The sequence below is a fragment of the Roseovarius sp. ZX-A-9 genome (genome assembly GCF_028369135.1).
GTDB lineage: Bacteria > Pseudomonadota > Alphaproteobacteria > Rhodobacterales > Rhodobacteraceae > Roseovarius.
Map to the genome: position 1 here is coordinate 155220 of NZ_JAPWHW010000010.1, position 21200 is coordinate 176419.

19 protein-coding genes are annotated in these 21200 nt (G+C 62.4%); 11 read left to right on the forward strand and 8 right to left on the reverse strand.

Translation table 11 applies throughout. The features are described 5' to 3' along the window. Window positions 1–202 precede the first annotated feature (202 nt). Both O3306_RS11930 and O3306_RS11935 read right to left on the reverse strand, forming a co-directional pair. A complete protein-coding gene (locus O3306_RS11930; protein WP_272007435.1) occupies window positions 203–997 on the reverse strand; it encodes a carbon-nitrogen hydrolase family protein in 795 nt (264 codons plus the stop codon). 31 nt (window positions 998–1028) lie between these two features. Further along, on the reverse strand, window positions 1029–2069 hold the full coding sequence (locus O3306_RS11935) for an alcohol dehydrogenase catalytic domain-containing protein (RefSeq protein WP_272007437.1): 1041 nt from the start codon (window positions 2067–2069) through the stop codon (window positions 1029–1031). A 125-nt stretch (window positions 2070–2194) separates the two neighbouring features. On the opposite strand from O3306_RS11935, the gene O3306_RS11940 reads away from it, so the two are divergent. From O3306_RS11940 to O3306_RS11965, 6 genes are all read left to right on the forward strand, one after another. Then, the gene (locus O3306_RS11940; RefSeq protein ID WP_272007440.1) at window positions 2195–3085 is read left to right on the forward strand and encodes a LysR family transcriptional regulator; all 891 of its coding nucleotides are present in this window, start codon (window positions 2195–2197) and stop codon (window positions 3083–3085) included. Between the two features lie 113 nt (window positions 3086–3198). Further along, on the forward strand, window positions 3199–4161 hold the full coding sequence (gene speB, locus O3306_RS11945) for an agmatinase (RefSeq protein WP_272007442.1): 963 nt from the start codon (window positions 3199–3201) through the stop codon (window positions 4159–4161). Between the two features lie 25 nt (window positions 4162–4186). Then, window positions 4187–5266 carry an ABC transporter substrate-binding protein gene (locus tag O3306_RS11950; RefSeq protein WP_272007445.1) on the forward strand — a complete coding sequence of 360 codons (1080 nt, stop codon included), beginning with the start codon at window positions 4187–4189 and terminating at the stop codon, window positions 5264–5266. 82 nt (window positions 5267–5348) lie between these two features. After that, on the forward strand, window positions 5349–6407 hold the full coding sequence (locus O3306_RS11955; protein WP_272007448.1) for an ABC transporter ATP-binding protein: 1059 nt from the start codon (window positions 5349–5351) through the stop codon (window positions 6405–6407). A gap of 30 nt (window positions 6408–6437) precedes the next feature. Next, window positions 6438–7262, forward strand: coding sequence for an ABC transporter permease (locus O3306_RS11960; protein ID WP_272007451.1), 825 nt, complete (start codon window positions 6438–6440; stop codon window positions 7260–7262). Further along, on the forward strand, window positions 7259–8044 hold the full coding sequence (locus O3306_RS11965) for an ABC transporter permease (RefSeq protein WP_272007453.1): 786 nt from the start codon (window positions 7259–7261) through the stop codon (window positions 8042–8044). Before O3306_RS11960 ends, O3306_RS11965 begins: the two co-directional genes overlap by 4 nt. Before the next feature lie 252 nt (window positions 8045–8296). Here the strand turns inward: O3306_RS11965 and O3306_RS11970 are convergent, their stop codons facing one another. Genes O3306_RS11970 through O3306_RS11980 form a run of 3 tightly spaced genes read right to left on the reverse strand, consistent with a single transcriptional unit; the run spans window position 8297 to window position 11240 of the window. Then, entirely contained in the window at window positions 8297–8902 is a 606-nt protein-coding gene (locus O3306_RS11970) for an amino acid synthesis family protein (RefSeq protein ID WP_272007455.1), read from the reverse strand. Between the two features lie 29 nt (window positions 8903–8931). Continuing rightward, on the reverse strand, window positions 8932–10437 hold the full coding sequence (locus O3306_RS11975; RefSeq protein WP_272007458.1) for a flavin reductase: 1506 nt from the start codon (window positions 10435–10437) through the stop codon (window positions 8932–8934). Further along, window positions 10434–11240: an alpha/beta fold hydrolase gene (locus tag O3306_RS11980; protein ID WP_272007460.1), complete on the reverse strand. Its 807-nt coding sequence runs from the start codon at window positions 11238–11240 to the stop codon at window positions 10434–10436. The genes O3306_RS11975 and O3306_RS11980 overlap by 4 nt, the downstream gene beginning before the upstream one ends. 192 nt (window positions 11241–11432) lie before the next feature. Here O3306_RS11980 and O3306_RS11985 point away from each other — a divergent pair, with 192 nt between their 5' ends. Next, the gene (locus O3306_RS11985) at window positions 11433–12914 is read left to right on the forward strand and encodes an aldehyde dehydrogenase (RefSeq protein ID WP_272007463.1); all 1482 of its coding nucleotides are present in this window, start codon (window positions 11433–11435) and stop codon (window positions 12912–12914) included. 64 nt (window positions 12915–12978) lie between these two features. Beyond that, a complete protein-coding gene (locus O3306_RS11990) occupies window positions 12979–14013 on the forward strand; it encodes an LLM class flavin-dependent oxidoreductase (RefSeq protein WP_272007465.1) in 1035 nt (344 codons plus the stop codon). Window positions 14014–14019: 6 nt separating this feature from the next. Here the strand turns inward: O3306_RS11990 and O3306_RS11995 are convergent, their stop codons facing one another. Further along, a complete protein-coding gene (locus O3306_RS11995; protein WP_272007468.1) occupies window positions 14020–15090 on the reverse strand; it encodes a GlxA family transcriptional regulator in 1071 nt (356 codons plus the stop codon). A gap of 78 nt (window positions 15091–15168) precedes the next feature. Continuing rightward, window positions 15169–16686 (reverse strand): malonate--CoA ligase, encoded by a 1518-nt coding sequence (locus O3306_RS12000; RefSeq protein WP_272007471.1) that lies wholly within the window; start codon window positions 16684–16686, stop codon window positions 15169–15171. Between the two features lie 428 nt (window positions 16687–17114). On the opposite strand from O3306_RS12000, the gene O3306_RS12005 reads away from it, so the two are divergent. Next, complete coding sequence (locus O3306_RS12005) at window positions 17115–17882, forward strand: hydroxypyruvate isomerase family protein (RefSeq protein WP_272007473.1); 768 nt, start codon at window positions 17115–17117, stop codon at window positions 17880–17882. 15 nt (window positions 17883–17897) lie between these two features. Then, window positions 17898–18746 (forward strand): fumarylacetoacetate hydrolase family protein, encoded by an 849-nt coding sequence (locus O3306_RS12010; protein ID WP_272007477.1) that lies wholly within the window; start codon window positions 17898–17900, stop codon window positions 18744–18746. A 72-nt stretch (window positions 18747–18818) separates the two neighbouring features. Here the strand turns inward: O3306_RS12010 and O3306_RS12015 are convergent, their stop codons facing one another. After that, window positions 18819–19724, reverse strand: a complete 906-nt coding sequence (locus O3306_RS12015) for a LysR substrate-binding domain-containing protein (protein WP_272007479.1) — start codon at window positions 19722–19724, stop codon at window positions 18819–18821. A gap of 138 nt (window positions 19725–19862) precedes the next feature. On the opposite strand from O3306_RS12015, the gene O3306_RS12020 reads away from it, so the two are divergent. Continuing rightward, window positions 19863–21050 (forward strand): 2-aminoethylphosphonate--pyruvate transaminase, encoded by a 1188-nt coding sequence (locus O3306_RS12020; protein WP_272007482.1) that lies wholly within the window; start codon window positions 19863–19865, stop codon window positions 21048–21050. The last annotated feature ends 150 nt before the right edge of the window (window positions 21051–21200 follow it).

A 21200-nucleotide genomic window follows, 5' to 3' on the forward strand; every position in this document is an offset into this window, starting at 1 on the left:
CGCGATTAAGACGACCCTGTGGCAAAAGCCTCGTCCCGGATGTATCGGTTCAGAACTTTTGAACAACCGCCTTGTTCCGATTGCAAGCCGATGATGACCCTTCAGGCATGGCAGATCATCCGCGTTCTGCGCGTTTTGGCGCGGCGCAGTAAATCGCTGGCAAGAGAACGGCTGCCAGAATTGCGCAGCAGGGGGCCTTGCTTTATCTCAGCAGTCCCACCTCCACCGCGTCGTCGATATACGGGTTCTCCTTGCGGCTGGCCTCGTAGCTCTCTGGCTCGATTTCCGCGTAGAGCAGCGCGTCACCCGTCTGCGGTGCCGCGGCGAGCACGGCGCCATCGGGGGCGGCGATCGACGAACATCCCTGAAAGGTAAACGCCTCGTCGCTGTCCGCATGGTTGGCGTAGGCCACGAAAACCTGGTTCTCATAGGCACGTGTGCGGATCACATGCTCGGCGATGAAGGTACCGGGGGCACCGAGGGGCAGGGCGGTCGGCACTGCGATCAGCTCCGCACCGGCACGGGCGAGGCGGCGGGCGTTTTCGGGAAATTCGATATCGTAGCAGATCAGCACGCCGACCCGCAGACCATCCAGTTCGGCAATGACGGTCGAGGGGCCGGGGCTCTGGAAATGCGCTTTCTCGTAGTCGCCGTAAAGACATCCCTTGCGGTAGATTACCGGCGGCTCATCACGGGTCGCATCGATCACCATCGCGCTGATATGGCGCGTATCGCCCCATGTTTCGGGAAACCCGGCAATCAGGCTGATGCCGATCTCGCGCGAGGCCTGCCCCAGTTCGGCGGCCCATGCGCCATCCGCAGGCTCTGCCAACCCGGCAAAGCCCTCGCGGCGCCCATAGCCCGACAGCGCAAGCTCGGGCGCGATCAGCAGGCTGGCACCGTGGTTGGCGGCTTCGCGCATCGCGGCCTTGATCCGGTCGGTGCGCCCCGCGTGATTGCCGCCCTGTGCGGACATCTGGAAAACGGCGAGTTTCATGTTTGGGCCTCCTTTATGCCTACACCTGATGTCACAACGAAAAGTCGATGCAAAGCCGCCCGGTCACCTCGCCCCGTTTCAGCCGGTCAAGCGCATCGTTGACCTGTGACAGCGGCAGCGTCTGGATGTCGATGGGCAGTGGCCGCTTGGCGGCGAAGTCGAGGAAATCGATCATGTCCTGTCGCGTGCCGACGGACGAGCCAAAGACACGGTGGCCGCCATCGATCAGCCACATCATCGACAGGTCCACGGGCTCGTGCACCATGGCGACGGCGACCACCGCGCTCATCGGGTTGACGGCGTCGCGGATGGTGGACCAGACCGCCGGGCTGGGCGCGAAATTGACGGTGACATCCGCACCGCCTGCGGCCTTGACCGCCGCACCCGCGTCAGGGCCTGCGGGGATGATGTGATCCGCGCCAAGCGCCTTTGCCGTATTCAGCTTGGCAGGGTCCATGTCGATCACGAAGACCTGCGCGCCGCGTGCGCGTGCGATCATCACCGCATATTGCCCCAACCCTCCCGCGCCGATGATCAGGACGTTGCTGCCGGGCTTGACCTCGGCGCGCGCCAGCGCCGACCAGGCCGTGAGACCCGCACACAAGAGCGGGCCGCCCTTGACCGGGTCGATGCCGTCGGGAATGGGGATGGTGAACGCCGCAGGCGATAGGGCGTATTCTGCGAAAGCGCCGTTTTTCTGCACGCCACGCGCAGTCTGGCTCTCGCAATATGTCTCCCACCCGCTGCGGCAAGGCTTGCACGCAAGGCAGGTTTCATAGAGCCACGGCAGGCCGACGCGGGTGCCGATGGCCGGAGCGCCGGGCGTGTCCGGGCCGATCTGCACGACGCGACCGATGCCCTCGTGACCGAAAATCACAGGGTAGTACTCCTCCGGCAGGTTCTCTTGCCCGTCGCGCAGATGCAGGTCCGAATGGCAAACGCCGCAGCTTTCCAGCTTTACCAGCACCTCGCCGCGGCCGGGTTTGGGTGTTTCCACCTCGCGTAGCTCAAGGGGTGCGCCGGGGCCGTCGCAAAGCGCGGCGATCATCGAGGCGGGCGGAGCGGCTGTCATCTGGGTGTCCTCATACAATACGCGGACAGGCCATGCGCCCGCCGGTTGCAGGGACGATAGGCGACCTGCCAGCGCGCGCATATACGCCATTGCAATTCGATACATTTGCCGCTTTCAATGGAAGCATGAAAGTAACCGGTTCTGACATCCATTTACTGAGCGTTTTCGACAGTGTCGTGCGCAATAACGGGTTCTCCGCGGCGCAGGTCGAACTGGGCCTGAGCCAGCCGACGATCTCGAACCATATCACCGCTTTGGAGGAACGGCTGGGCGTCAAGCTGTGCCAGCGCGGACGACGCGGTTTCCTGCTGACCGAAAAGGGGCGGATGGTGCATGAGATCGGGGTGGCGATGCTGGACTCGCTCAACACCCATTCGGCGCATCTGGCGGAACTCCGGGGCAATCTGGTCGGCCAGCTCAAGATTGCCATGGTAGACGCGATCACCACCGATCACGACTGCAAGCTGCCCGAGGCGATCCGCCAGTTCACCCAGAAGGCGCCGGCCGTGCGGATCGAACTGGCCATCTCGAACCCGCAGGACATCATGTCAGGGCTGCTTGATGGCAGTTGCCACATCGGCTTTGGCAGCTTTGACAACTTGGTTTCAGGGCTGCATGTGAGTGATCTCTATGTCGAGCCGCATGCGCTCTACTGCGCAGATACGCATCCATTCTTTGCCCGCGCCGATGCCGATATCCCCGACGCCGAAATCGAAGCCACGCCCTGGGTGCATCGCGGCTATTGGAGCCAGCAAAGGCAGAAGTCCTTTGGCCTGTCCGATGCGGACAGGATCGTGCGCCATATCGAATCACAGCTGATGATGGTTCTGAGCGGTGCCTATATCGGGCTGCTGCCCGAACATCTTGCAGCGTCCTTTGAGGCGGAAGGGCGGCTGCGTCGGATGGCCTTCGAGAAGTACAATTTTGGCTGCCAGATGCAGCTGATCCGCCGCTCCGGCGCGGTGCCGAAAGTGATCGGATTGTTCTGGAAAACGCTTCAGGAGTGCTATGTCTGAGAATACATTGGCATCTGCAAATGTAAGGTTTTGGCGAATGGTATATGTGAACGGTGCGAAGGTTCATAGGTTGCGCGGGACACATCCACAGCGGAACCACAGGAGGCGGCCAGATGCCAAATGATCCCAACACAGCCCGGTTCAATCAGCCACTGGGCGGCAATGACATGCCTCGCTTCGGTGGCACGACAACGATGATGCGGCTGCCCTCGCAGAAAACCGCAGAGGGTTTGGATGCTTGTTTCGTTGGCATTCCGATGGATATCGGCACATCGAACCGCGCCGGCACCCGGCACGGCCCGCGAGCGATCCGGGCCGAGAGCGGCATGATGCGGCCCTTCAATATGGCCACTGGCGCAGCACCTTTTGCAAAGATGCAGGTGGCCGATATCGGCGATGTGGCGATCAACACGTTCGACCTCAAGAAGACGGTGGATATCATCACCGCCGCCTATGACCAGATCCTGCAACACGACACCGTGCCGTTGACGCTGGGCGGCGATCACACGCTAAGCTACCCGGTGCTGCGCAGCATCGCGAAAAAGCACGGGCCGGTGGCGCTCATCCATATCGACGCGCATGCGGATACCAATGACGAGATGTTCGGCGAAAAGATCGCCCACGGCACACCGTTCCGCCGGGCCGTCGATGACGGGCTTTTGCAGAACGACAAGGTGTTCCAGATCGGCCTGCGCGGCACTGGCTATGCACCGGATGATTTCGACTGGGGGCGCGATCAGGGCTTTACCGTGATCCCGGCCGAAGAATGCTGGCACAAGTCCATGACCCCGCTGATGGCCGATATCCGCGACAAGATCGGCGATGCGCCGGTATACCTGACCTATGATATCGACAGCCTCGATCCGTCGATCGCGCCCGGAACCGGCACCATGGAAATCGGTGGGCTGACCACCATCCAGGCGTTGGAGATCGTGCGCGGCTGCAAGGGGCTGAACCTGGTCGGCGCTGATCTGGTCGAGGTTTCGCCGCCCTATGATACAACGGGCGCCACGGCTATGCTCGGGGCCAACCTGCTCTACGAGATGCTCTGCGTTTTGCCCAAGACCTGGGCCTGACCAAAAACCAACAAGGAGAGAACTGATGAAATCAACATTCACTCGCCGTCGCTTCATGGGCACAGCCGCCGCCACTGGCGTGGCCACTCTTGCTGCGCCGTCAATCCTGCGCGCCGCTGGAGAGCCGATCAAGGTCGGCACCTATGGTGGCTTCTTTGAATCGAGCTTCAAGGAGTTCATCTTTCCCGAGTTCACCAAGGCCACGGGCATCGAAGTCAATTCCGTCGCCGTGCCTACGGGCGAAACATGGCTGGTCCAGATCAAGAACGCCGCCCGCGCCAAGACCGCGCCGGCGGATGTCTCGCTGATGGCGGGCATTCCGCGCAACAACGGCGCGCGGCAAAAGTTGTTCCAGACGCTGGATGAATCGAAGCTTCCGAACCTCAAGAACATGCCCGACCGGTTCCAGGATCGCTACGAAGATGGTGGGCTTTACGGTGTGGGCGGCGTGTCGTGGTACATCACGCTGTGCACCAACTCTGACGAGATCCCCGTCGCACCCGAGAGCTGGGCGGCACTGTGGGATAGCCAGTATGAAGGGAAGATCGGGCTTCTGGGGCTGGCGACGAACTCGTTCCTGCTCGAAGTGACGGCCACCACCTTCTTTGGCGGCACCGACATTCTGGACACCAAGGAAGGCATCCAGAAAGTCTTCGACAAGCTGAGCGAAGTCGTGCCCAACGTGCGCCTGTGGTACAAGGACGAGGGATCGTTCCAGCAACAGTTGCAGGATGGCGAGATCCCGATGGGCCAGTACTATCACGACGTGGCGGGCCTTGCCGCTGCCGAGGGCTTCCCGGTGGTCTCGACCTTCCCCAAGGAGGGCGGCATTCTGGACAGTGGCTACTGGATCGTGCCCGAATATGCCAACGCGGTGGATGAAGTGCATGAATTCATCAATTTCATGTCGACGCCCGAAACCCAGGCGCTGCTGTCGCGCAATGTCGGCACGGCGCCGGTGATCAACACCGATCTGATGGACCTCAGCGAGGCCGAACTGGCGGCCGTCGCCAGCCCGCTGGAGCCGATCATCCCGCGTTATGACATCTATCAGGAACATGCCGCCTGGATTTCGGATACCTGGAACAAGATGATCGCAGGGTAGGGCCGGACCCTATCCCTATCCACAGGCCCGCCCGGCAATGGGCGGGCCTCTTTGCCACACGAAGCCCAGGAGAACGCGTGCCATGTCTGGTCTCATCATCGAAGGCGTCACCAAGAAATTCGGCAATGTCACCGCCGTCGAGGATGTGAACCTGCATTTCAAAACCGGCGAGATGATCTGTTTTCTCGGCCCGTCGGGCTGCGGCAAGACCACGCTCTTGCGGATGATCGCGGGGCTGGAAGAGCCGACGCAGGGCAGCATCTCTTTCGAGGGAAAGGACCTGACCCGCGTCCCGGTGCACCAACGTGATATCGGCATGGTGTTCCAGTCTTTCGCGTTGTTCCCGCATCTCAGCGTGGGCGAGAATATCACCTATGCCATGCGCATCCGCGGCCATTCGCGGTCGGAACGCGAGGATCGCGCGAAAGAACTCCTGGACATGATGCACCTGCCGGGGGTGGCGGACCGGCGCATTTCGCAGCTATCCGGCGGGCAGCGACAGCGCGTTGCCATTGCCCGGGCTCTGGCCCTCAACCCGCAGATATTCCTGTTGGACGAACCGATGTCGGCGCTGGATGCAAACCTGCGCGAGGCGATGCAGATCGAGCTGCGCAAGTTGCAGCAGGAGCTGGGCATCACCACCGTCGTTGTCACCCACGATCAGACCGAGGCGATGACCATGGCCGACGAGATCGTGGTCATGGGCCGTGCGCGGGTACTGCAGACCGGATCGCCGATGGAGATCTACAAGAAGCCGGTGGACAAGTTCGTCGCCGGTTTCATCGGCACCAGCAATCTGTTGCCCGCCAAGATGTCGGGCGAAAACGCAGTGCGTGTGGGTAGTGCGGAATTACGCGTCGAGCACGGTGCCGTGGGACAGCCCGCCGGTACCGATGTGCTGCTGATGACGCGGCCTGAAGAGGTCTTTGTGCGTCCCATTGGCGCAAGCGCCCCGGCCAATGCCGTCACCGGCAAGGTCAGCTTTGTCCGTGATATCGGTGCGACAATCGAAATCCTGGTGGATTGCGACGGGCACGAAGTGATTTCGGTGCTCACACCCAAGGACTGGCCGGATGTGCGGATCGGCGATGCGGTGACGGTGGAGATGCCTGCGGGCGCCTGTACCGTTCTGGCGGCCTGAGGGGGCGGGGGCATGCAAGAGGGCACCCGCTTGACCCGGTCCATAGGCCTGATCCCGTCATCCGTGATGATCGGCATCTTCTTCATGGTGCCGTTCGTTCTGATCCTGCTGACCAGCGTTTCGGTCCCCACCGCTGACGGGGACTACCAGCTTGGCTTCAGCCTGGAGCATTTCGACCGGTTCGCGAGCTGGTTCTATATCGAGCGGGCACTGTTCTCGGCCGGGCTGTGCGCGCTGATCGCGCTGCTGAGCCTGCTGATCGCCTTTCCGTTCACCTATATGCTGACACAGTTCGGGCCCCGCTCGCAGACCGTCTGGCTGATCTATATTCTGGCGCAGCTGTCGCTGTCGGAAGTGCTGATTGCCTTCAGTTGGCAGATTCTGCTGTCGCGCACGGGCGGTATCGCCAATATCCTGGTCTGGGTCGGGCTGGCGGAAAAGAGCTTTTCCATGGCGCCGTCCGCAGGGGCGGTGCTGGCGGCGCTGGTCTACCTGGCGGTGCCGTTTTCGGTGCTGCTGCTCTACCCGGCGCTCAGCCGGTTGGACCGCAGCCTGACCGAGGCCGCACGCACGCTGGGCGCGTCACCACTGCGCACGTTTTTCACGGTGGTCGTGCCGGTCACGCGGCCTGCGATCATCTCTGGCGGGGTGACGATATTCGTCCTGACACTTGGTGCGATCATCGTGCCGCAGGTGTTGGGCAAGCCCGAACACTGGACATTGTCGGTGCTGATCACCGATCAGGCGATCTTCAATTTCAACATGCCGTTTGCCTCGGCGCTCGCGGTTGTGCTGCTGGTTATCAGTGCCAGTGTCATCTACGGGGTCACGAAATTCTTTGGAGGCAAGTCATGAACATCCTGCGCCGCCTCTACCTGGCAATCTTCGCGATATACCTGATCGGCCCGATCATCGTGATCACTGCCGTGTCGTTCAACGAAAAGCGGTTCCTTGCCTTCCCGCCGCGCGGGTTTTCCTTTCGCTGGTATGCCGAGATTTTTGTCGCGAATGACTGGTTTGCCGCGCTGATGAATTCGCTGGTAATCGCGTTGGCCGCCGCCACGCTGTCGGTGCTGATCGCGCTGCCGGTGGCCTATACTGCATGGCGCTACGGTCTGCGCTATGCGCGGGCGCTTTTCGGGCTGGGGATCGCGCCCTTTATCCTGCCGCCGGTGATCATGGCGTTGGGGTTCTTGCTGCTGTTCACCAGCACCGGCTTTCACGGGCTGATGATCAACGTGATCATCGCGCACGCGATCTTTCTGCTGGCGTTGCCGCTGGTCACGATCTCGCTGGGGTTGGAGAGTGTCGATAAATCCCTGATCGAGGCAAGCCAGACCATGGGCGCCAGCAATGCGGTGGTCTTTCGCACCGTGATCCTGCCCATCGCGGCGCCTTTCGCCTTTGCCGGGTTTGCCTTCTGCTTCGTGCTCAGCCTCAATGAATATATCATCGCGCTGATGACCGTCGGCTTTACGGTCGAGACGCTGCCGGTCAAGATTTTCAACGCGCTGCGCTATGGCTATTCGCCGGTTATCGCTTCTATCGCGGTGGTTTTCCTGCTGATCAATATCACGGTGTTCAGCCTGATCGCCCGGTTTTCGAACCTCACTCGCATCCTGGGCGCGCAGGACTAGCGGGCTCGGGTGAGGGCGCGCCGGGAGTGCGGGCTAATTATTCGATACCGGATGTCTATGCCGCCTATCTGCGTGATCCCTTCGGCAACAAGCCGGAGGCAGTGCATAACGGGTTCTCAGATTACGAAGCGGCGTGAGGCGGCGTGCGAAGGGCGCCACGGGCCGATTGTCGGGCCCGTATCATACTAGCTTTGAGCCAAGGCACACCCGAGGCGCGCTTGCGCCTCGGGGCCGAGGGTCTGGCGGCAAGGTTCAGTCAACGCCTGCCGGGTTCTGCACATCGCGGCCCAATGCAGCTAGATCGGAATACCGGTCACCGATCCTGTGATGCGGACGTCCACCGGTCGCCGCCCCCAGCGCCACGACCACTTCGTCATGTGCGGGCGCATCGTAGATCGAGAACTGCACCGTCAGGTAATGCGATCGCCGCCCGGTGTCGTGCTTGTCCATCAGCGGCACCTGTATTTGGGTGTTTGCAGGGCCGCGCGTGTTGGTGAAGCCCAGATAGCTCTTGGCACCCACGGCCTCGCGGTAAAAATTGCCGAATTGCAGCGTGTGGATCAACGCCGAGGCATGTTCCAACTCGCAATCGGTGCCTGCAATGCAGGCTTTGCCGTAGGCCTCAATGGCGTCACCTGATCCGGCCAGCGCGATCAGTCGGTCGGTCAGGACCTTGCCTAGTGGTGGTGCCAGGCGCTTGATCTCGGGGGCCAGATCCTCGACATAGCCCAGCCCGTGCCACGGATTGCGCAGCACGGCGGCCACGCCGATCATTCGCAGCACAGGGTCGGCGGCACGTTCCCCTTCGCGGTGGATGTCCTCGTCGAAAGTCACGATTTTGCGCAGTTCAGGAAACATGAATTACCTCTTGGATCATGGTTGAAATGTCAGACGTCATCGGGCGCTGCATAGTGCCTGACGGTGCCGGTGGTCTCGTCGCCCAGATAGATGCCAAAGCTGCCATGGCGGAATTCTTCGCAGTAGCGGGTCAGCATGCTGCGTTCGGCCGCGCTGGGCAGTTTCGAGAGCGGGATTTCGTCGAGATCGAAAAACTTGTGCCCCGGTGGCGTATAGCCCTCGGCGGTGCCGTGATAGTAGATGCCGTGATGCCCGCTGCTGCTGTCCTGATAGACCGCATAGAGGAAATCGAGCCGCGCCTTGATCCGCAGCTTTTCCAGATGTTTCTTGAGCGCGGGCAGGCTTTGGCGCGGCGTATCTGCCGAGGGCACACCGATCACGCCGTCAGCGCTGACGCTGAGCAGCAATTGTCGCCCGCGTGCCAGTAGCGCACCGATCTTGACCGGACCGGCCTGCGACGCAGCCGAGACCAGTTCTTCTTCTAGGCCGAAGGTGAAATAATTGCCCTTGAAATAGCCCAGCGGGGCGGCCCTGCGCGCGGCAAAGTCGATCACCCGGCCCAGCAGGATCACGTGGTCACCGGCATCTATCAGCCGTTCACGGGTGCAGACGATCCCGGCCAGCGCGCCATCGATCACCGGCATTCCGGCGGCCCCGCCGCGCCAGTCGCACTTGTCGAACTTGTCGGGATCGCGCGACGCAAAGAGGTTCGAGACCGCCTTTTGGTCTTCGCTCAGCACGTTGACCGCGAAATGCGGTGCCGCGCAGAAGGTTTCGCAGCTATGGGCCGTCTTGGCGATGCATACCAGCAGCAGCGGCGGATCGAGCGATACCGATGTGAACGAATTCGCCGTGAAGCCGCGCGGCGTGCCGTCCGCCTGCAATGTGGTCACGATGGTGACGCCGGTGGCGAATGTGCCCATCGCATCGCGCAAAGCGCGCTTTTCGGTGTCCGTCATCGGTAATGCGGGCATTTCCGACAGGTAGGTATCGGTGTCGTGCCCCGGAGGGGGCGGGGCCTGCGGTGCGCGCGCGGCATGGGCAGAGAATGCCAGCGCGCCAGGCGTCTCGGGCGATGACGGTGCCGTGATATCGACGCGCTGCCCCTTGCCGGTGGCCTCGGCCTCGCGCAACGCCGCCATCACCCCGAAGGCAAGCATCGGGCCAGAGTCCGGCATGTCGTCATCCGTTGCGGGAAGATGAGCATGGACAAGCCGTGGATTGAGAGCCGCCAGCGTGTCATCGTCCAACTGCAGAGCCTGCAACCTGCCGGGGGGCAGATCGCTGACAAAGGCATCGGCACTGCGCAGCAACGTGCGAATCCCGTCCATGCCGTCCGGCGTGGACAGATCGAGCGTGACGCTCTTCTTGTTGCGGTCCAGCGTCGGGCTCCCGGCTGCGACTGTGGCGCCGGGCATGGGGTGGATACGGATCACCTCGGCCCCCTGATCGGCCAGCAGCATTGCGCCGCAGCGCCCAGAGGCGCCGCTGCACAGATCAAGGACGCGGATACCGTCGAGGATGCCGCCGCTCATGCCGCTGCCCCGTTCATGTGACGCTCCAGAAAGCCGAGCAGCAGCCGGTTCATTTGGGCGGGGTCCTCTGCCAGTGCCATGTGGCGCAGCCCGCGAAGGATGTGGGTTTCGGCACCTGCGATCTCGGCCGCGATGGCCTGCGTCATTTCGGGGCCGTTGCCATGATCCTCCTCGCCCGTGACCACCAGCGTGGGGGCGCTGATCGGCGGCTGTGGCGCGGTGATTTCGTCGATACCATCGGCGAGCACGCGATAATTGCGATGATAGATGGCGATGTCATTGGCTTGCACCCAACGGCGCACCAGATCCATCATGTCTGGGTTGTCGCGGCGAAACCTTTCGGTGAACCAACGTTCCAGCGCCGCCTCCACCGTGGCTGCGGGCCCGTGAAGACGGGCCTGTTCGACGCGGGCCAGGATGGCCGCTTGTGCCTCCTTGGTGCGCTGATGCGGTGAGTGCAGGATCACCAGCGCCGCTGCTCTGTCCGGGTGATCCTGGGCAAAGCGCCGGGCGATCATGCCGCCCAAGGAAAACCCGACAATCGCCGCACGCTTGATGTCGCAAGCGTCCATAACGCCCGCCAGTTGGTCCGAGAAGAGAGTCAGCGACGGTTCCGTTGCGGGGGGCGCGCTGTCACCGTGGCCCGCGAGGTCATAGGTGATGACGTCATAACGTTCAGCCAGGGCGGGCTGCTGCCATTGCCAGACCTGCCTGCACAGGCCGAGCCCGTGGATCAGCACCACCGCCGGTGCGCCTTTCGGGCCGGAACGATCGAAACATGTGCCATCTGCTGTATGCGCCATCGGGGCCTCCGCTCTGGTGTCTGCGCGCTGGCCGTCTGTTTGCCGCACGCTTCGTAGTGTCCGTTTTTCTAACGTGTCGCACTCGCGGTGGGTGCGGTTGTCTTTAACCGCCAAGAATTGTCCAAAAATCGCAACCCTCCAAATGATGAGGCGTCAGTATGGGAATCAGATGTGCAGAAGAGGGGCGGCCAGATGGCAAATATCACAAGTTACCAGATGCTGATTGACGGGGCGTGGTGCCCGGCCTCGGACGGGGGGCAATTCGACAGCATCAATCCCGCCACCGGCGATGTCTGGGCACGTATTCCCGAGGCGACCGCCGATGACGTTGACCGCGCCGTGCGCGCCGCGCACCGCGCCTTTCTGACAGGGCCATGGGCCAGGATGACGCCGACTGAGCGTGGCAAATGTCTGCGCAAGTTGGCTGATCTGCTGGCCGACAAGTCCGAGGAACTGGGGCGCACCGAATCCGTCGACAGTGGCAAGATGCTGAAAGAGACCCGCTGGCAGGCCAAATACATTGCTGAATTTTTTCACTTCTATGCAGGCTGCGCTGACAAGATCGCGGGGGAAACCCTGCCCATCGACAAGCCCGACATGTTCGTTTTCACCCGGCGCGAACCGCTGGGCGTCGTGGCGGCCGTGGTGCCTTGGAACAGTCAGCTGTTTCTTGTGGCGGTCAAAATGGGGCCGGCGTTGGCGGCGGGAAACACCATCGTGCTCAAGGCGTCCGAACATGCCAGCGCCGCCATGCTGGAATTTGGTAGATTGATCGAAGAAGCGGGGATTCCGCCCGGCGTGGTGAACATCGTCACTGGACATGGTGATCCCTGCGGTCGGGTGCTGACGTCGCATCCTTTGGTGGCGCGCATTTCGTTCACCGGCGGGCCGGGGGCCGCGCGGCATGTGCTGGAGAATTCGAAACAGAACTTTGCCGAAGTCAGTCTGGAACTGGGCGGAAAATCCCCCTTCATCGTCTTTGATGACGCCAATATCGAAAGCGCGGTCAACGCCTCGATCGCGGGTATTTTCGGCGCGACGGGCCAAAGCTGCGTGGCGGGGTCACGGCTCTATCTGCATGAGGATATCGCAGACGAGTTTCTGGAGCGGATGACTAAACTGGCGCGCCAGATTGTCATCGGTGATCCGCTGGCGGAGGAAACCCAGATGGGGCCGCTCTGCACGCAAGGGCAGCTGGATCATATCAAGTCCGAGGTCGCGCACGCGGTAGAGGAGGGTGGCACGGTTCTGGTGGGCGGCGCACAACCCGAGGGTATGGCCGGGCTGTATTTCCTGCCGACGATTATCGACTGTCCGCGACAGGACATGCGGATTGTCGACACCGAGCTGTTCGGCCCGGTCCTGTGTGTCCAGCGGTTCCGCACCGAAGAGGAGGTGCTGGCGCTGGCCAACGATACCGAGCATGGGCTGGCCGCAGGCATTTTTACCCGCGACAGCGCGCGCAGCCTGCGCATGTCAGCCGCCGTGCGGGCCGGGATCGTCTGGGTGAATACCTACCGCGCCGTGTCGCCCATCGCCGAATTCGGCGGCATCAAGGGGTCCGGTTACGGCCGCGAGAGCGGGTTTCAGGCGATGTATGACTATACGCGCCCCAAGACCGTGTGGATGAACACATCGGATGAACCCATCGCAAACCCGTTCGTGATGCGGTGAACGATCATGTTGGCCCCGAAACCGTGACACGCGCGGTGACACAAGCAGCAGAAGGTAACGACAGATGAAATTTCAACTCGCGATCAATCTCGAGCGGATCGACGACAGCCTCGACATGAAGGATGTGGCGCGCCACACCATCGAAATGGTGCAGATGGCCGAAGAGGGCGGCTTTGAGATCGTATGGGCCGCCGAGCACCATGCGCTGGAGATGACCATCGCGCCGAACCCGTTCCAGATCCTGACCTGGTGGGCCGGTGAAACCAGCAAGATCCGGCTGGGCACGGCTGTTGCCACCGCCGCCTATTGGCACCCGATCAACCTGGCCGGAGAGGCCGCGCTGCTGGACCTGATCAGCGGCGGGCGGCTGGAGTTTGGCATCGGCTCGGGCGCCTATCAGCGTGAGTTTGACCGTATGCGCCCGGGGCTGAAACAGTCCGAAGCCTACCGCTACATGCAGGAAATGCTGCCTGCGGTCCGCGCGCTCTGGCAGGGCGACTATGCACATGACGGCGAGTTCTGGCAGTTCCCCACATCGACCTCGGTGCCGAAACCGCTCCAGAGCGATATGCCCGTCTGGGTCGCGGCGCGCTCGCCGATCACCTATGACTATGCGGTGCAGAACAAATGCAACATCAATTGCTGGCCATTGACCCGCCCATTTTCCGAAGCCGAACTTTACAAGCAACAACTCGACGACGCGATCGCCAAAGCCGATAACGGCTGGACCCCGCGCTTTGCGCTGATGCGGCATGCCGCGATCTACGACAATGATGCGGATCGCGATGCGGCGCTGCGCGCCATTCGCACCGTGCTGAGCCAGTTCGAGAACCTCTTCCGCAATGCCGGTGACGTGAAGAACGGCTTTCCTGCCTCGATCCCGCTCGATCAATTGGCAGGACGCGAGCAGTACGATCCGGCGATGCTGGAGGAAAACCTGATGTTCGGCTCGCCCGAGACGGCGATCAGGAAACTTCAGGGATACCGCGATCTGGGGATAAACGAATTCATCTATTATGCGTCGCTGGGCCTTGGGCATGCAGAGCAGAAGCGTTCGCTCAAGCTGTTCTGTGACGAGGTGATGCCGGCACTGCGGTGACGCGTTTCACCCCCCTTGCGCGCCGGCCATCTGCTGATTGATCCGGCGGCGCACTTCGTGCGTGTCGAGAAACGCATGCAATGCGCCGGGCCAGTGCGGCTCGGGTTCGATGTCTGGCTGTGCGGAGCGAAAGGCGCTGGCCGGCCTGCCAAAGCATTTTCTGAACGCATGGGCGAAATGTGACAGTGAATTGAACCCTGTCGCAGTGGCGACCTCGCGCACCCCCAGCCCGGTCGACATCAGCAGGACACGGGCATGTTGCAGCCTGAGCAGCAGACCGAACTGCACGACGCTGCACCCCATCGCGGCGGAAAATTCGCGGAGCAGCTGGCGGTGTGACAGGCCTATCCGCGCGGCGATTTCCGGCACGCTTACCGGGTCGGCGACATGGGCCTCGATCAGGTCGACGGCAGCGCGCACCGATTGCGGCAGACGGGCGTCACTGCGGCCCAGTGTGACGCGTTGTTGCGCGGTTGCAGGCCGGATCGGGTGGTGGGTCATCCGGTCCGATATCTCACCAGACAGAGCGGCCCCATGCATCTGGCCGACAACATGCAGCATCAGGTCAATCCCCGCCGTGCCGCCCGCCGCCGTCAGCACCGGGCCGTCCGCCACGAAGAGTTGCTCAACCGCTGTGACATCGGGAAACTGTTCCTGGAATCCCGGCAATGCCGTCCAGTGCAGCGTCGCCTTCTGCCCGTTCAGCAGGCCCGCGCGCGCGACGATATGCGGGGCAAGATCGACGGCACAGATGCGCGCGCCCAGCCGGGCCTGCAGGCGCAGCCATGAAAACAGGCGCGGGTTGCGGTAATGCACGCTGCCCGGCCCCCCGAAGAGCAGCACCGTCTCGGAACGGTTCAACCGCTCGGGCACTGGTGCGCAGGCAATACCGAAACCGTCCATCGAGGTGATGTAGTCGCCATCGACCGAATGAAAGCTTCTGCGGTAGAGCGGCGACGGCGACAGCGTATTTGCAAGGCGCAACGGCTCCAGCATGCTGGTGAGGGCCAGCATGTTGAAGCGCGGGATCAGCACGCAGCGCATCGGTGACTGCGCGCGCGGGGTGGTTTCTGTCATTGGGCCCTCAGGGTTTCGCCGGGCAGCGGCAAGCCTGACAAACTACGTCCACCGGCGCAAGGGCAGGCGGCGCAGCGGTCAGGGCTTCGCGAACATGCCTTGGTACCGGTCGCGTAGCAGGTTTTTTTGCACCTTGCCCATGGTGTTGCGTGGCAGCTCGTCCAACAGGACCAGCTTTCGCGGATGCTTGAACCGCGCGAGGCTGTTGCTGACGAGGGCCATGATGGCGTCAAGATCGGGTGTCTGCCCCGGTGCGGGGACAAGGACGCCCAGCACCGTCTCTCCAAAGTCGGGATGGGGCACGCCGATCACCGCGCTTTCCAGCACGCCGGGCGCGTCATCGAGCACCAGTTCGATTTCCTTTGGATAGATGTTGTAGCCGCCCGAGATGATCAGGTCCTTGGACCGCCCGACGATATGCACGTAGCCATCCGCGTCGACCCGGCCCAGATCACCGGTTATAAAAAAGCCGTCATCGCGCAGTTCCGCGGCGGTCTTTTCCGGCATCTGCCAATAGCCCTTGAACACATTGGGGCCGCGCACCTCGATCTGCCCGACCGTGTCGGTGGGCAAGGTCGCGCCGGTATCTGGGTCGGTGATCTTCAATTCGACCCCCGGCAACGGAAAGCCCACCGTGCCCGCGCGCCGCTCGCCCTCGTAGGGGTTGGAGGTGTTCATGCTGGTTTCGGTCATGCCGTAGCGTTCCAGGATGCGATGGCCGGTGCGGGCCTCGAACTGGGCATGGGTTTCGGCCAGAAGTGGGGCGGAGCCGGAGATGAAGAGCCGCATGCCGGCGACCAATTCACGGGTAAAGCGCGCGTCGCCCAGCAGCCGAGTGTAGAAGGTCGGCACCCCCATCATCGCGGTGGCGCTGGGCAGGGCCGCGATCACTTGATCCAGATCGAAGCGGGGATGGAAGATCATGCTGCACCCTGTCGCCAACGCAACGTTGGTCGCGACGAAAAGGCCATGCAGATGAAAGATCGGCAGCGCGTGTATCAACACGTCATCTTTGGTGAACTGCCAGAGATCGGCCAAAGTCTTGGCATTCGATACCAGATTGTCATGAGTCAGCATCGCGCCCTTGGACCGCCCCGTGGTGCCGGAGGTGTAGAGGAAGGCGGCAAGATCATCGGGCGCGCGCGGTACAGTATCGAAGGCAGGGGGGAAGCTCTCCGCGCGCTCGGTCAGGGTGCCGCTGCCATCTGCGTTCAGCGTCTCCAGCGCGGCCCCAAGTTGTGTCGCCACAGGGGCGAGGCCTGCTTGCGCGGATGCGTCGCAGACGACGAGGGACGCGCCGCTGTTTTCGATGAAATAGGACAGCTCATCGACCGTGTAGCCAGTGTTCAGCGGCAGGAATACCAGCCCCGCCTGTGCGCAGGCGACGCAGAGCGCCAGTGCCTGCGGTGATTTTTGCACCTGTACCGCGACGCGGTCACCCGGCTTCAGGCCCAAGGCGGTCAGCGCACCGGCAAGACGCGCGGCTGTCTGCAGAAATGCCCCATGCGTAATCACCTCGCCGTCCGGCAGATGCAGGAAGGGTGTCTCCTTGCCCGCATGAATGCCAAAGAGACTGTCATAAAGATGGTTTGCCATGGGATTGCCCTTTCTCAGTCAGCGAGGACGGCAACGTGCCCGTCCCATAGGTGTTCTGCACCGAAAGCGACCCGGAGAAAACGCGAAAAAATGGCAGATGAAGTGGGCTCTGCTCCAGCGTCTTGCTGAAGCGATGGCCGTCGGCAGAGCGGGCGTTGCTGTAGCCGTCCTTGACCAGAGCGGTGGCGAGCGGTCCATAACCGGCGCGGGTAGGGGGAGACGCGTAGGCAGATCAGCAATTGAGGCTTGCCAAGATACGGTGGGTTCTCTCTATTTCGCCACAGGCCGGGCAATGTGGCTGCGCCGGACGTATCGCGCAGACGGCTGTACAGGAGACGGAACATGGCGGCTGAAACCTTTCGGTTCTGGTGTGGCGTTGCGGGGCGTGAGCCGAAGCGTGCCGGTGCGACAGCCCCGAACGGGTCCTGATGCTGCGCTTTTCCGCAAATCTGGGTTTTCTCTGGACTGACCGCGCGTTGCCCGACGCCATTCGGGCCGCCGGGGCGGCCGGGTTCGCAGCGGTCGAATGTCACTGGCCCTATGATGTGGCCGTCGAGGACATGCGCGCCGCACTGGCCGAGACCGGTCTGCCGATGCTGGGCCTGAATACCCGGCGGGGCAGGCCCGGCGAAAACGGGCTCTCGGCGCTGCCGGGCCGGCAGGCAGAGGCCATCGCGGCGGTGGACGAAGCGCTGAGTTACAGTGCTGCCATCGGCGCGGAGGCCGTGCATGTCATGGCGGGAAACGCTACCGGGGCCGCGGCGCATGCGGCCTTTGTCGAGACGCTGCGGCATGCCTGCGCGGCTGCCCAAGGGCGGATGATCCTGATCGAGCCGCTCAACCCCCATGATGCACCGGGATATTTCCTGACCACCACCGCGCAGGCGGCCGCGATCATCGAAGAGGTCGGCGCGCCCAACCTGAAACTGATGTTCGACTGCTACCATGTGCAACGGGTCGAGGGTGATGTCATCCACCGGCTGGAGGCGCTGCTGCCCCTGATCGGGCATATCCAGATAGCCAGCGTGCCGGATCGTGGACCGCCTGATCATGGCGAGCTGAATTATCCGCATATCTGGGCAGTTCTCGAGCGGCTCGGATGGACCCGGCCCATCGGTGCAGAGTACAACCCCGGAGGCGATACAGACGCCACGCTGGGATGGATGAATGGCGGCTGCGGCGGCCGGGGACAATAGCGGAAGGGACACGAGATGAAACTGCTGAGATTTGGAGAGGCTGGCGCCGAGAAGCCGGGAATGCTGGATGCAAATGGCGATCTGCGCGATCTGTCGGGCGTGATCGACGATATCGCAGGGGACGTGCTGTCGGATGACGGCCTGGCACGGTTGCGCGCCTTGAACCCTGATGACCTGCCCCGCGTCGCAGGCAATCCGCGGCTTGGTGCCTGTGTCGGGGATATCGGGAAATTCTGCTGCATTGGCCTCAACTATTCGGACCATGCCGCCGAAACCGGGTCCGCGATCCCCGAGCACCCCATCCTGTTCATGAAGGCGAACTCGGCAATCGTCGGCCCCAATGACACGGTGATGCTGCCGCGCGGTTCGACCCGTACCGATTGGGAGGTGGAACTGGGCGTGGTCATCGGGCGAACCTGCAAATACGTGGATCGGGCGCAGGCGCTGGATCATGTCGCGGGGTATTGCGTGGTGAACGACGTGTCAGAGCGGCATTTTCAGAGTGGCCTGACCGGGCAATGGACCAAGGGCAAGAGCTGTGACACCTTCGGCCCGACGGGTCCCTGGCTGGTGACGCGCGACGAGGTGCCCGACCCGCAGGCGCTGGACATGTATCTGGATGTGAACGGCAAGCGGATGCAGACCGGTACGACCGCGACGATGATTTTCACGGTGGCCGAGATCATCGAACATCTCAGCCAGTTGTTCACACTGCATCCCGGTGATGTGATTTCGACCGGCACACCGCCCGGCGTGGGGCTGGGCATGAAACCTCAGCCGGTATTTCTCAGGGCCGGGGATGTGATGGAACTGGGGATCGCCGGGTTGGGGGATCAGCGGCAGGAGGTCGGGCAGGACGCCTGATTTGGTCCACGCCCTTTCAATGTTGTAGGCGTTTCGCATCTGGTCTGTATCTCGGATTAAATGCGAAACGCTTTAACCAACCGGCGCTGCCGAAGGTTTCTCCGTGCCCGGCTGCGCTGTGCCTTCGGCGATGATGTCCATGAAGCGGCGGATCGTGCGCACGTTGCTGCGCTGCCGTAGACAGACCAGCGATTCGCTCATCGCCATATCCGCGTCCGATATCGTGATCCGGGCCAGCCTCGCATCATAGCCGAATTCTGCCTCTGAAACAAAGCCGACGCCGGCGCCCGCAGCCACCACTTCCTGTACCGCCTCGCGGCCTTCGACCTCGATTGCGGGGACCAGTTCTATGTTCCGCGCTGCCGCCGCCTTTTCCAGCTTCTGCCGGGTCCTGGAGCCGGCCTCGCGAAAAATGAGCGGGTATGTCGCCAACTGCGCAAGCGACATCGCCTGCGGCATGTCCGGTATCAGGGTCTTTGCCGCAAAGGCGATGATCGGCGAGGCCCCCAGGCTGCGAACCTCCATATCGGGGCCGGGGTTCAGGCTGCCGACGACACCGATCTCGGCATCGTAGCTGCGCAAGGCCTCGACGATCTCGGTCGTATTGCCGGTCCGCACGGAGATGAACACTTTGGGATGCCGCTTGCGATAGGCCTTCAACCGGTCCGTGAGGTGAAAGGCGCTGTCCGCGATGATCCGCAGCTTGCCATCCAGTGCCGCGCGATTTTCCGACAGCACTTCGGTGATCTGGTCCTCGACTTCGAATAACCTTCTGGTACAGATCAGTAGTTCTTCGCCCACGGGCGTCAGGGTTACCTGTTTGCGGTTGCGGTTGAACAGCAGGATATCATGGTCGCTTTCCAGTTTGCGGACCTGCTCGGAAATGGCCGGTTGGGTCAGGCCCAATGTCTCGGCGGCGCGCGAAAAACCACCGCAGGTTGCGACGTAGTGAAAGGCGCGGATCTGGCTGTAGCGCATGCGGCGGTTCATCCTCATATCTATGCGTCGGTCGCCACATATAAGCTACGCTTCTGAACATATTGCAATTAACAATTTTTCATATGGGTCATCAGGGCCTAGACAGATCGCAGATTGTCGTTCCGAGGAGTAAAGCCCGTGACAACTGAACAAGCCGCCATTCGCCCTCCCGAACTCGGTGAACCTTATCTGCTTACGCCCGGTCCGTTGACCACCTCCTACACGGTGAAACAGGCGATGCTGCGCGACTGGGGCAGCTGGGACGACGATTTTCGCGCGATGACCCGATCGCTGCGGGCCGGGTTGCTCGATCTGATCGGGCCGGGGGCGGATGCCTATGATTGCGTGCCCCTTCAGGGGTCTGGCACCTATTGCGTCGAGGCGATGCTCGGGTCCTTTGTCCCTCGGGATGGCAAGGTGCTGGTACTGGCGAACGGGGCCTACGGGCTGCGTGCCGCGCAGACGATGGCCTGCCTGGGACGTGACTATCACCTGCTCGACAAGGGCGACTACCTGCCGCCGCGTGGCGCCGAAGTGGCCGAGATCCTGGAAGCCGATCCGGCGATCACCCATGTGCTGATCATCCATTGCGAAACCAGTTCCGGTATCCTCAACCCGGTCGAGGAGATCGCAGATGCGACCCATGCCGCCGGGCGCAAGGTGCTGATCGACAGCATGTCCGCCTTCGGTGCGATCCCGCTGGAAGTGCAGCGCGTCAAATACGCCGCGATGGTGTCGTCGGCCAACAAATGCATCGAGGGTGTGCCGGGCTTCGGCTTTGTCATCGCTGCCAAGGATGAGCTGGAGGCCGCCAAGGGCAACAGCCACTCGCTGTCACTCGATGTCCATGCGCAATGGGCGGCGATGGAAAAGACTGGCCAATGGCGGTTTACGCCCCCGACCCATGTGGTCGCGGCTTTCATGACCGCGCTGGCAGAGCATGCTGCCGAGGGTGGCGTGGCCGGGCGTGGTGCGCGCTATGCCAAGAACCGCGATGTCATGGTTGCGGGCATGCGCGATCTGGGCTTCGAGACGCTGCTCGATGATCGCTGGCTCAGCCCGATCATCGTGACGTTCTTCTGCCCCGCCGATCCGGCCTTTGATTTCTCCGCGTTCTACGACGCGATGAAGGCCCGTGGCTTCATCATCTACCCCGGCAAGCTTACAGTCGTGGACAGCTTTCGCATCGGGTGTATCGGCCATATGGACGAACATGTGATGCGCCAGGCGGTGGACGCCGCGCGCGACACATTGGCCGAGATGGGCGTGCGCTCTGCTGCACCGCCCGCCGAGGCCCTCGAAGAACGCAAGAAACTTGCAGCATAAAGTCAAAGGAAACACGATGTCGATATCTTCCCCCGTGACGGTGAATGAGCGCCGCTACCCCGTGCCGCAGGTCTGTGCGATCGCGATTTGTCTGGACGGGTGTGAGCCTGCCTATCTTGAGGCGGCGATTGCGGATGGGTTGATGCCGCA

Excerpts from the sequence above, each read along its gene's own strand:
- O3306_RS11940 (WP_272007440.1), top strand. The coding sequence starts at position 2,195 with ATGAAAGTAACCGGTTCTGACATCCATTTACTGAGCGTTTTCGACAGT.
- O3306_RS11980 (WP_272007460.1), bottom strand. The coding sequence starts at position 11,240 with ATGGCGCATACAGCAGATGGCACATGTTTCGATCGTTCCGGCCCGAAA.
- O3306_RS11955 (WP_272007448.1), top strand. The coding sequence starts at position 5,349 with ATGTCTGGTCTCATCATCGAAGGCGTCACCAAGAAATTCGGCAATGTC.
- speB (WP_272007442.1), top strand. The coding sequence starts at position 3,199 with ATGCCAAATGATCCCAACACAGCCCGGTTCAATCAGCCACTGGGCGGC.
- O3306_RS12015 (WP_272007479.1), bottom strand. The coding sequence starts at position 19,724 with ATGCGCTACAGCCAGATCCGCGCCTTTCACTACGTCGCAACCTGCGGT.
- O3306_RS11935 (WP_272007437.1), bottom strand. The coding sequence starts at position 2,069 with ATGACAGCCGCTCCGCCCGCCTCGATGATCGCCGCGCTTTGCGACGGC.
- O3306_RS12005 (WP_272007473.1), top strand. The coding sequence starts at position 17,115 with ATGCTGCGCTTTTCCGCAAATCTGGGTTTTCTCTGGACTGACCGCGCG.
- O3306_RS11990 (WP_272007465.1), top strand. The coding sequence starts at position 12,979 with ATGAAATTTCAACTCGCGATCAATCTCGAGCGGATCGACGACAGCCTC.
- O3306_RS12010 (WP_272007477.1), top strand. The coding sequence starts at position 17,898 with ATGAAACTGCTGAGATTTGGAGAGGCTGGCGCCGAGAAGCCGGGAATG.
- O3306_RS11930 (WP_272007435.1), bottom strand. The coding sequence starts at position 997 with ATGAAACTCGCCGTTTTCCAGATGTCCGCACAGGGCGGCAATCACGCG.
- O3306_RS11995 (WP_272007468.1), bottom strand. The coding sequence starts at position 15,090 with ATGACAGAAACCACCCCGCGCGCGCAGTCACCGATGCGCTGCGTGCTG.
- O3306_RS11975 (WP_272007458.1), bottom strand. The coding sequence starts at position 10,437 with ATGAGCGGCGGCATCCTCGACGGTATCCGCGTCCTTGATCTGTGCAGC.
- O3306_RS11965 (WP_272007453.1), top strand. The coding sequence starts at position 7,259 with ATGAACATCCTGCGCCGCCTCTACCTGGCAATCTTCGCGATATACCTG.
- O3306_RS12000 (WP_272007471.1), bottom strand. The coding sequence starts at position 16,686 with ATGGCAAACCATCTTTATGACAGTCTCTTTGGCATTCATGCGGGCAAG.
- O3306_RS11985 (WP_272007463.1), top strand. The coding sequence starts at position 11,433 with ATGGCAAATATCACAAGTTACCAGATGCTGATTGACGGGGCGTGGTGC.
- O3306_RS11970 (WP_272007455.1), bottom strand. The coding sequence starts at position 8,902 with ATGTTTCCTGAACTGCGCAAAATCGTGACTTTCGACGAGGACATCCAC.
- O3306_RS11950 (WP_272007445.1), top strand. The coding sequence starts at position 4,187 with ATGAAATCAACATTCACTCGCCGTCGCTTCATGGGCACAGCCGCCGCC.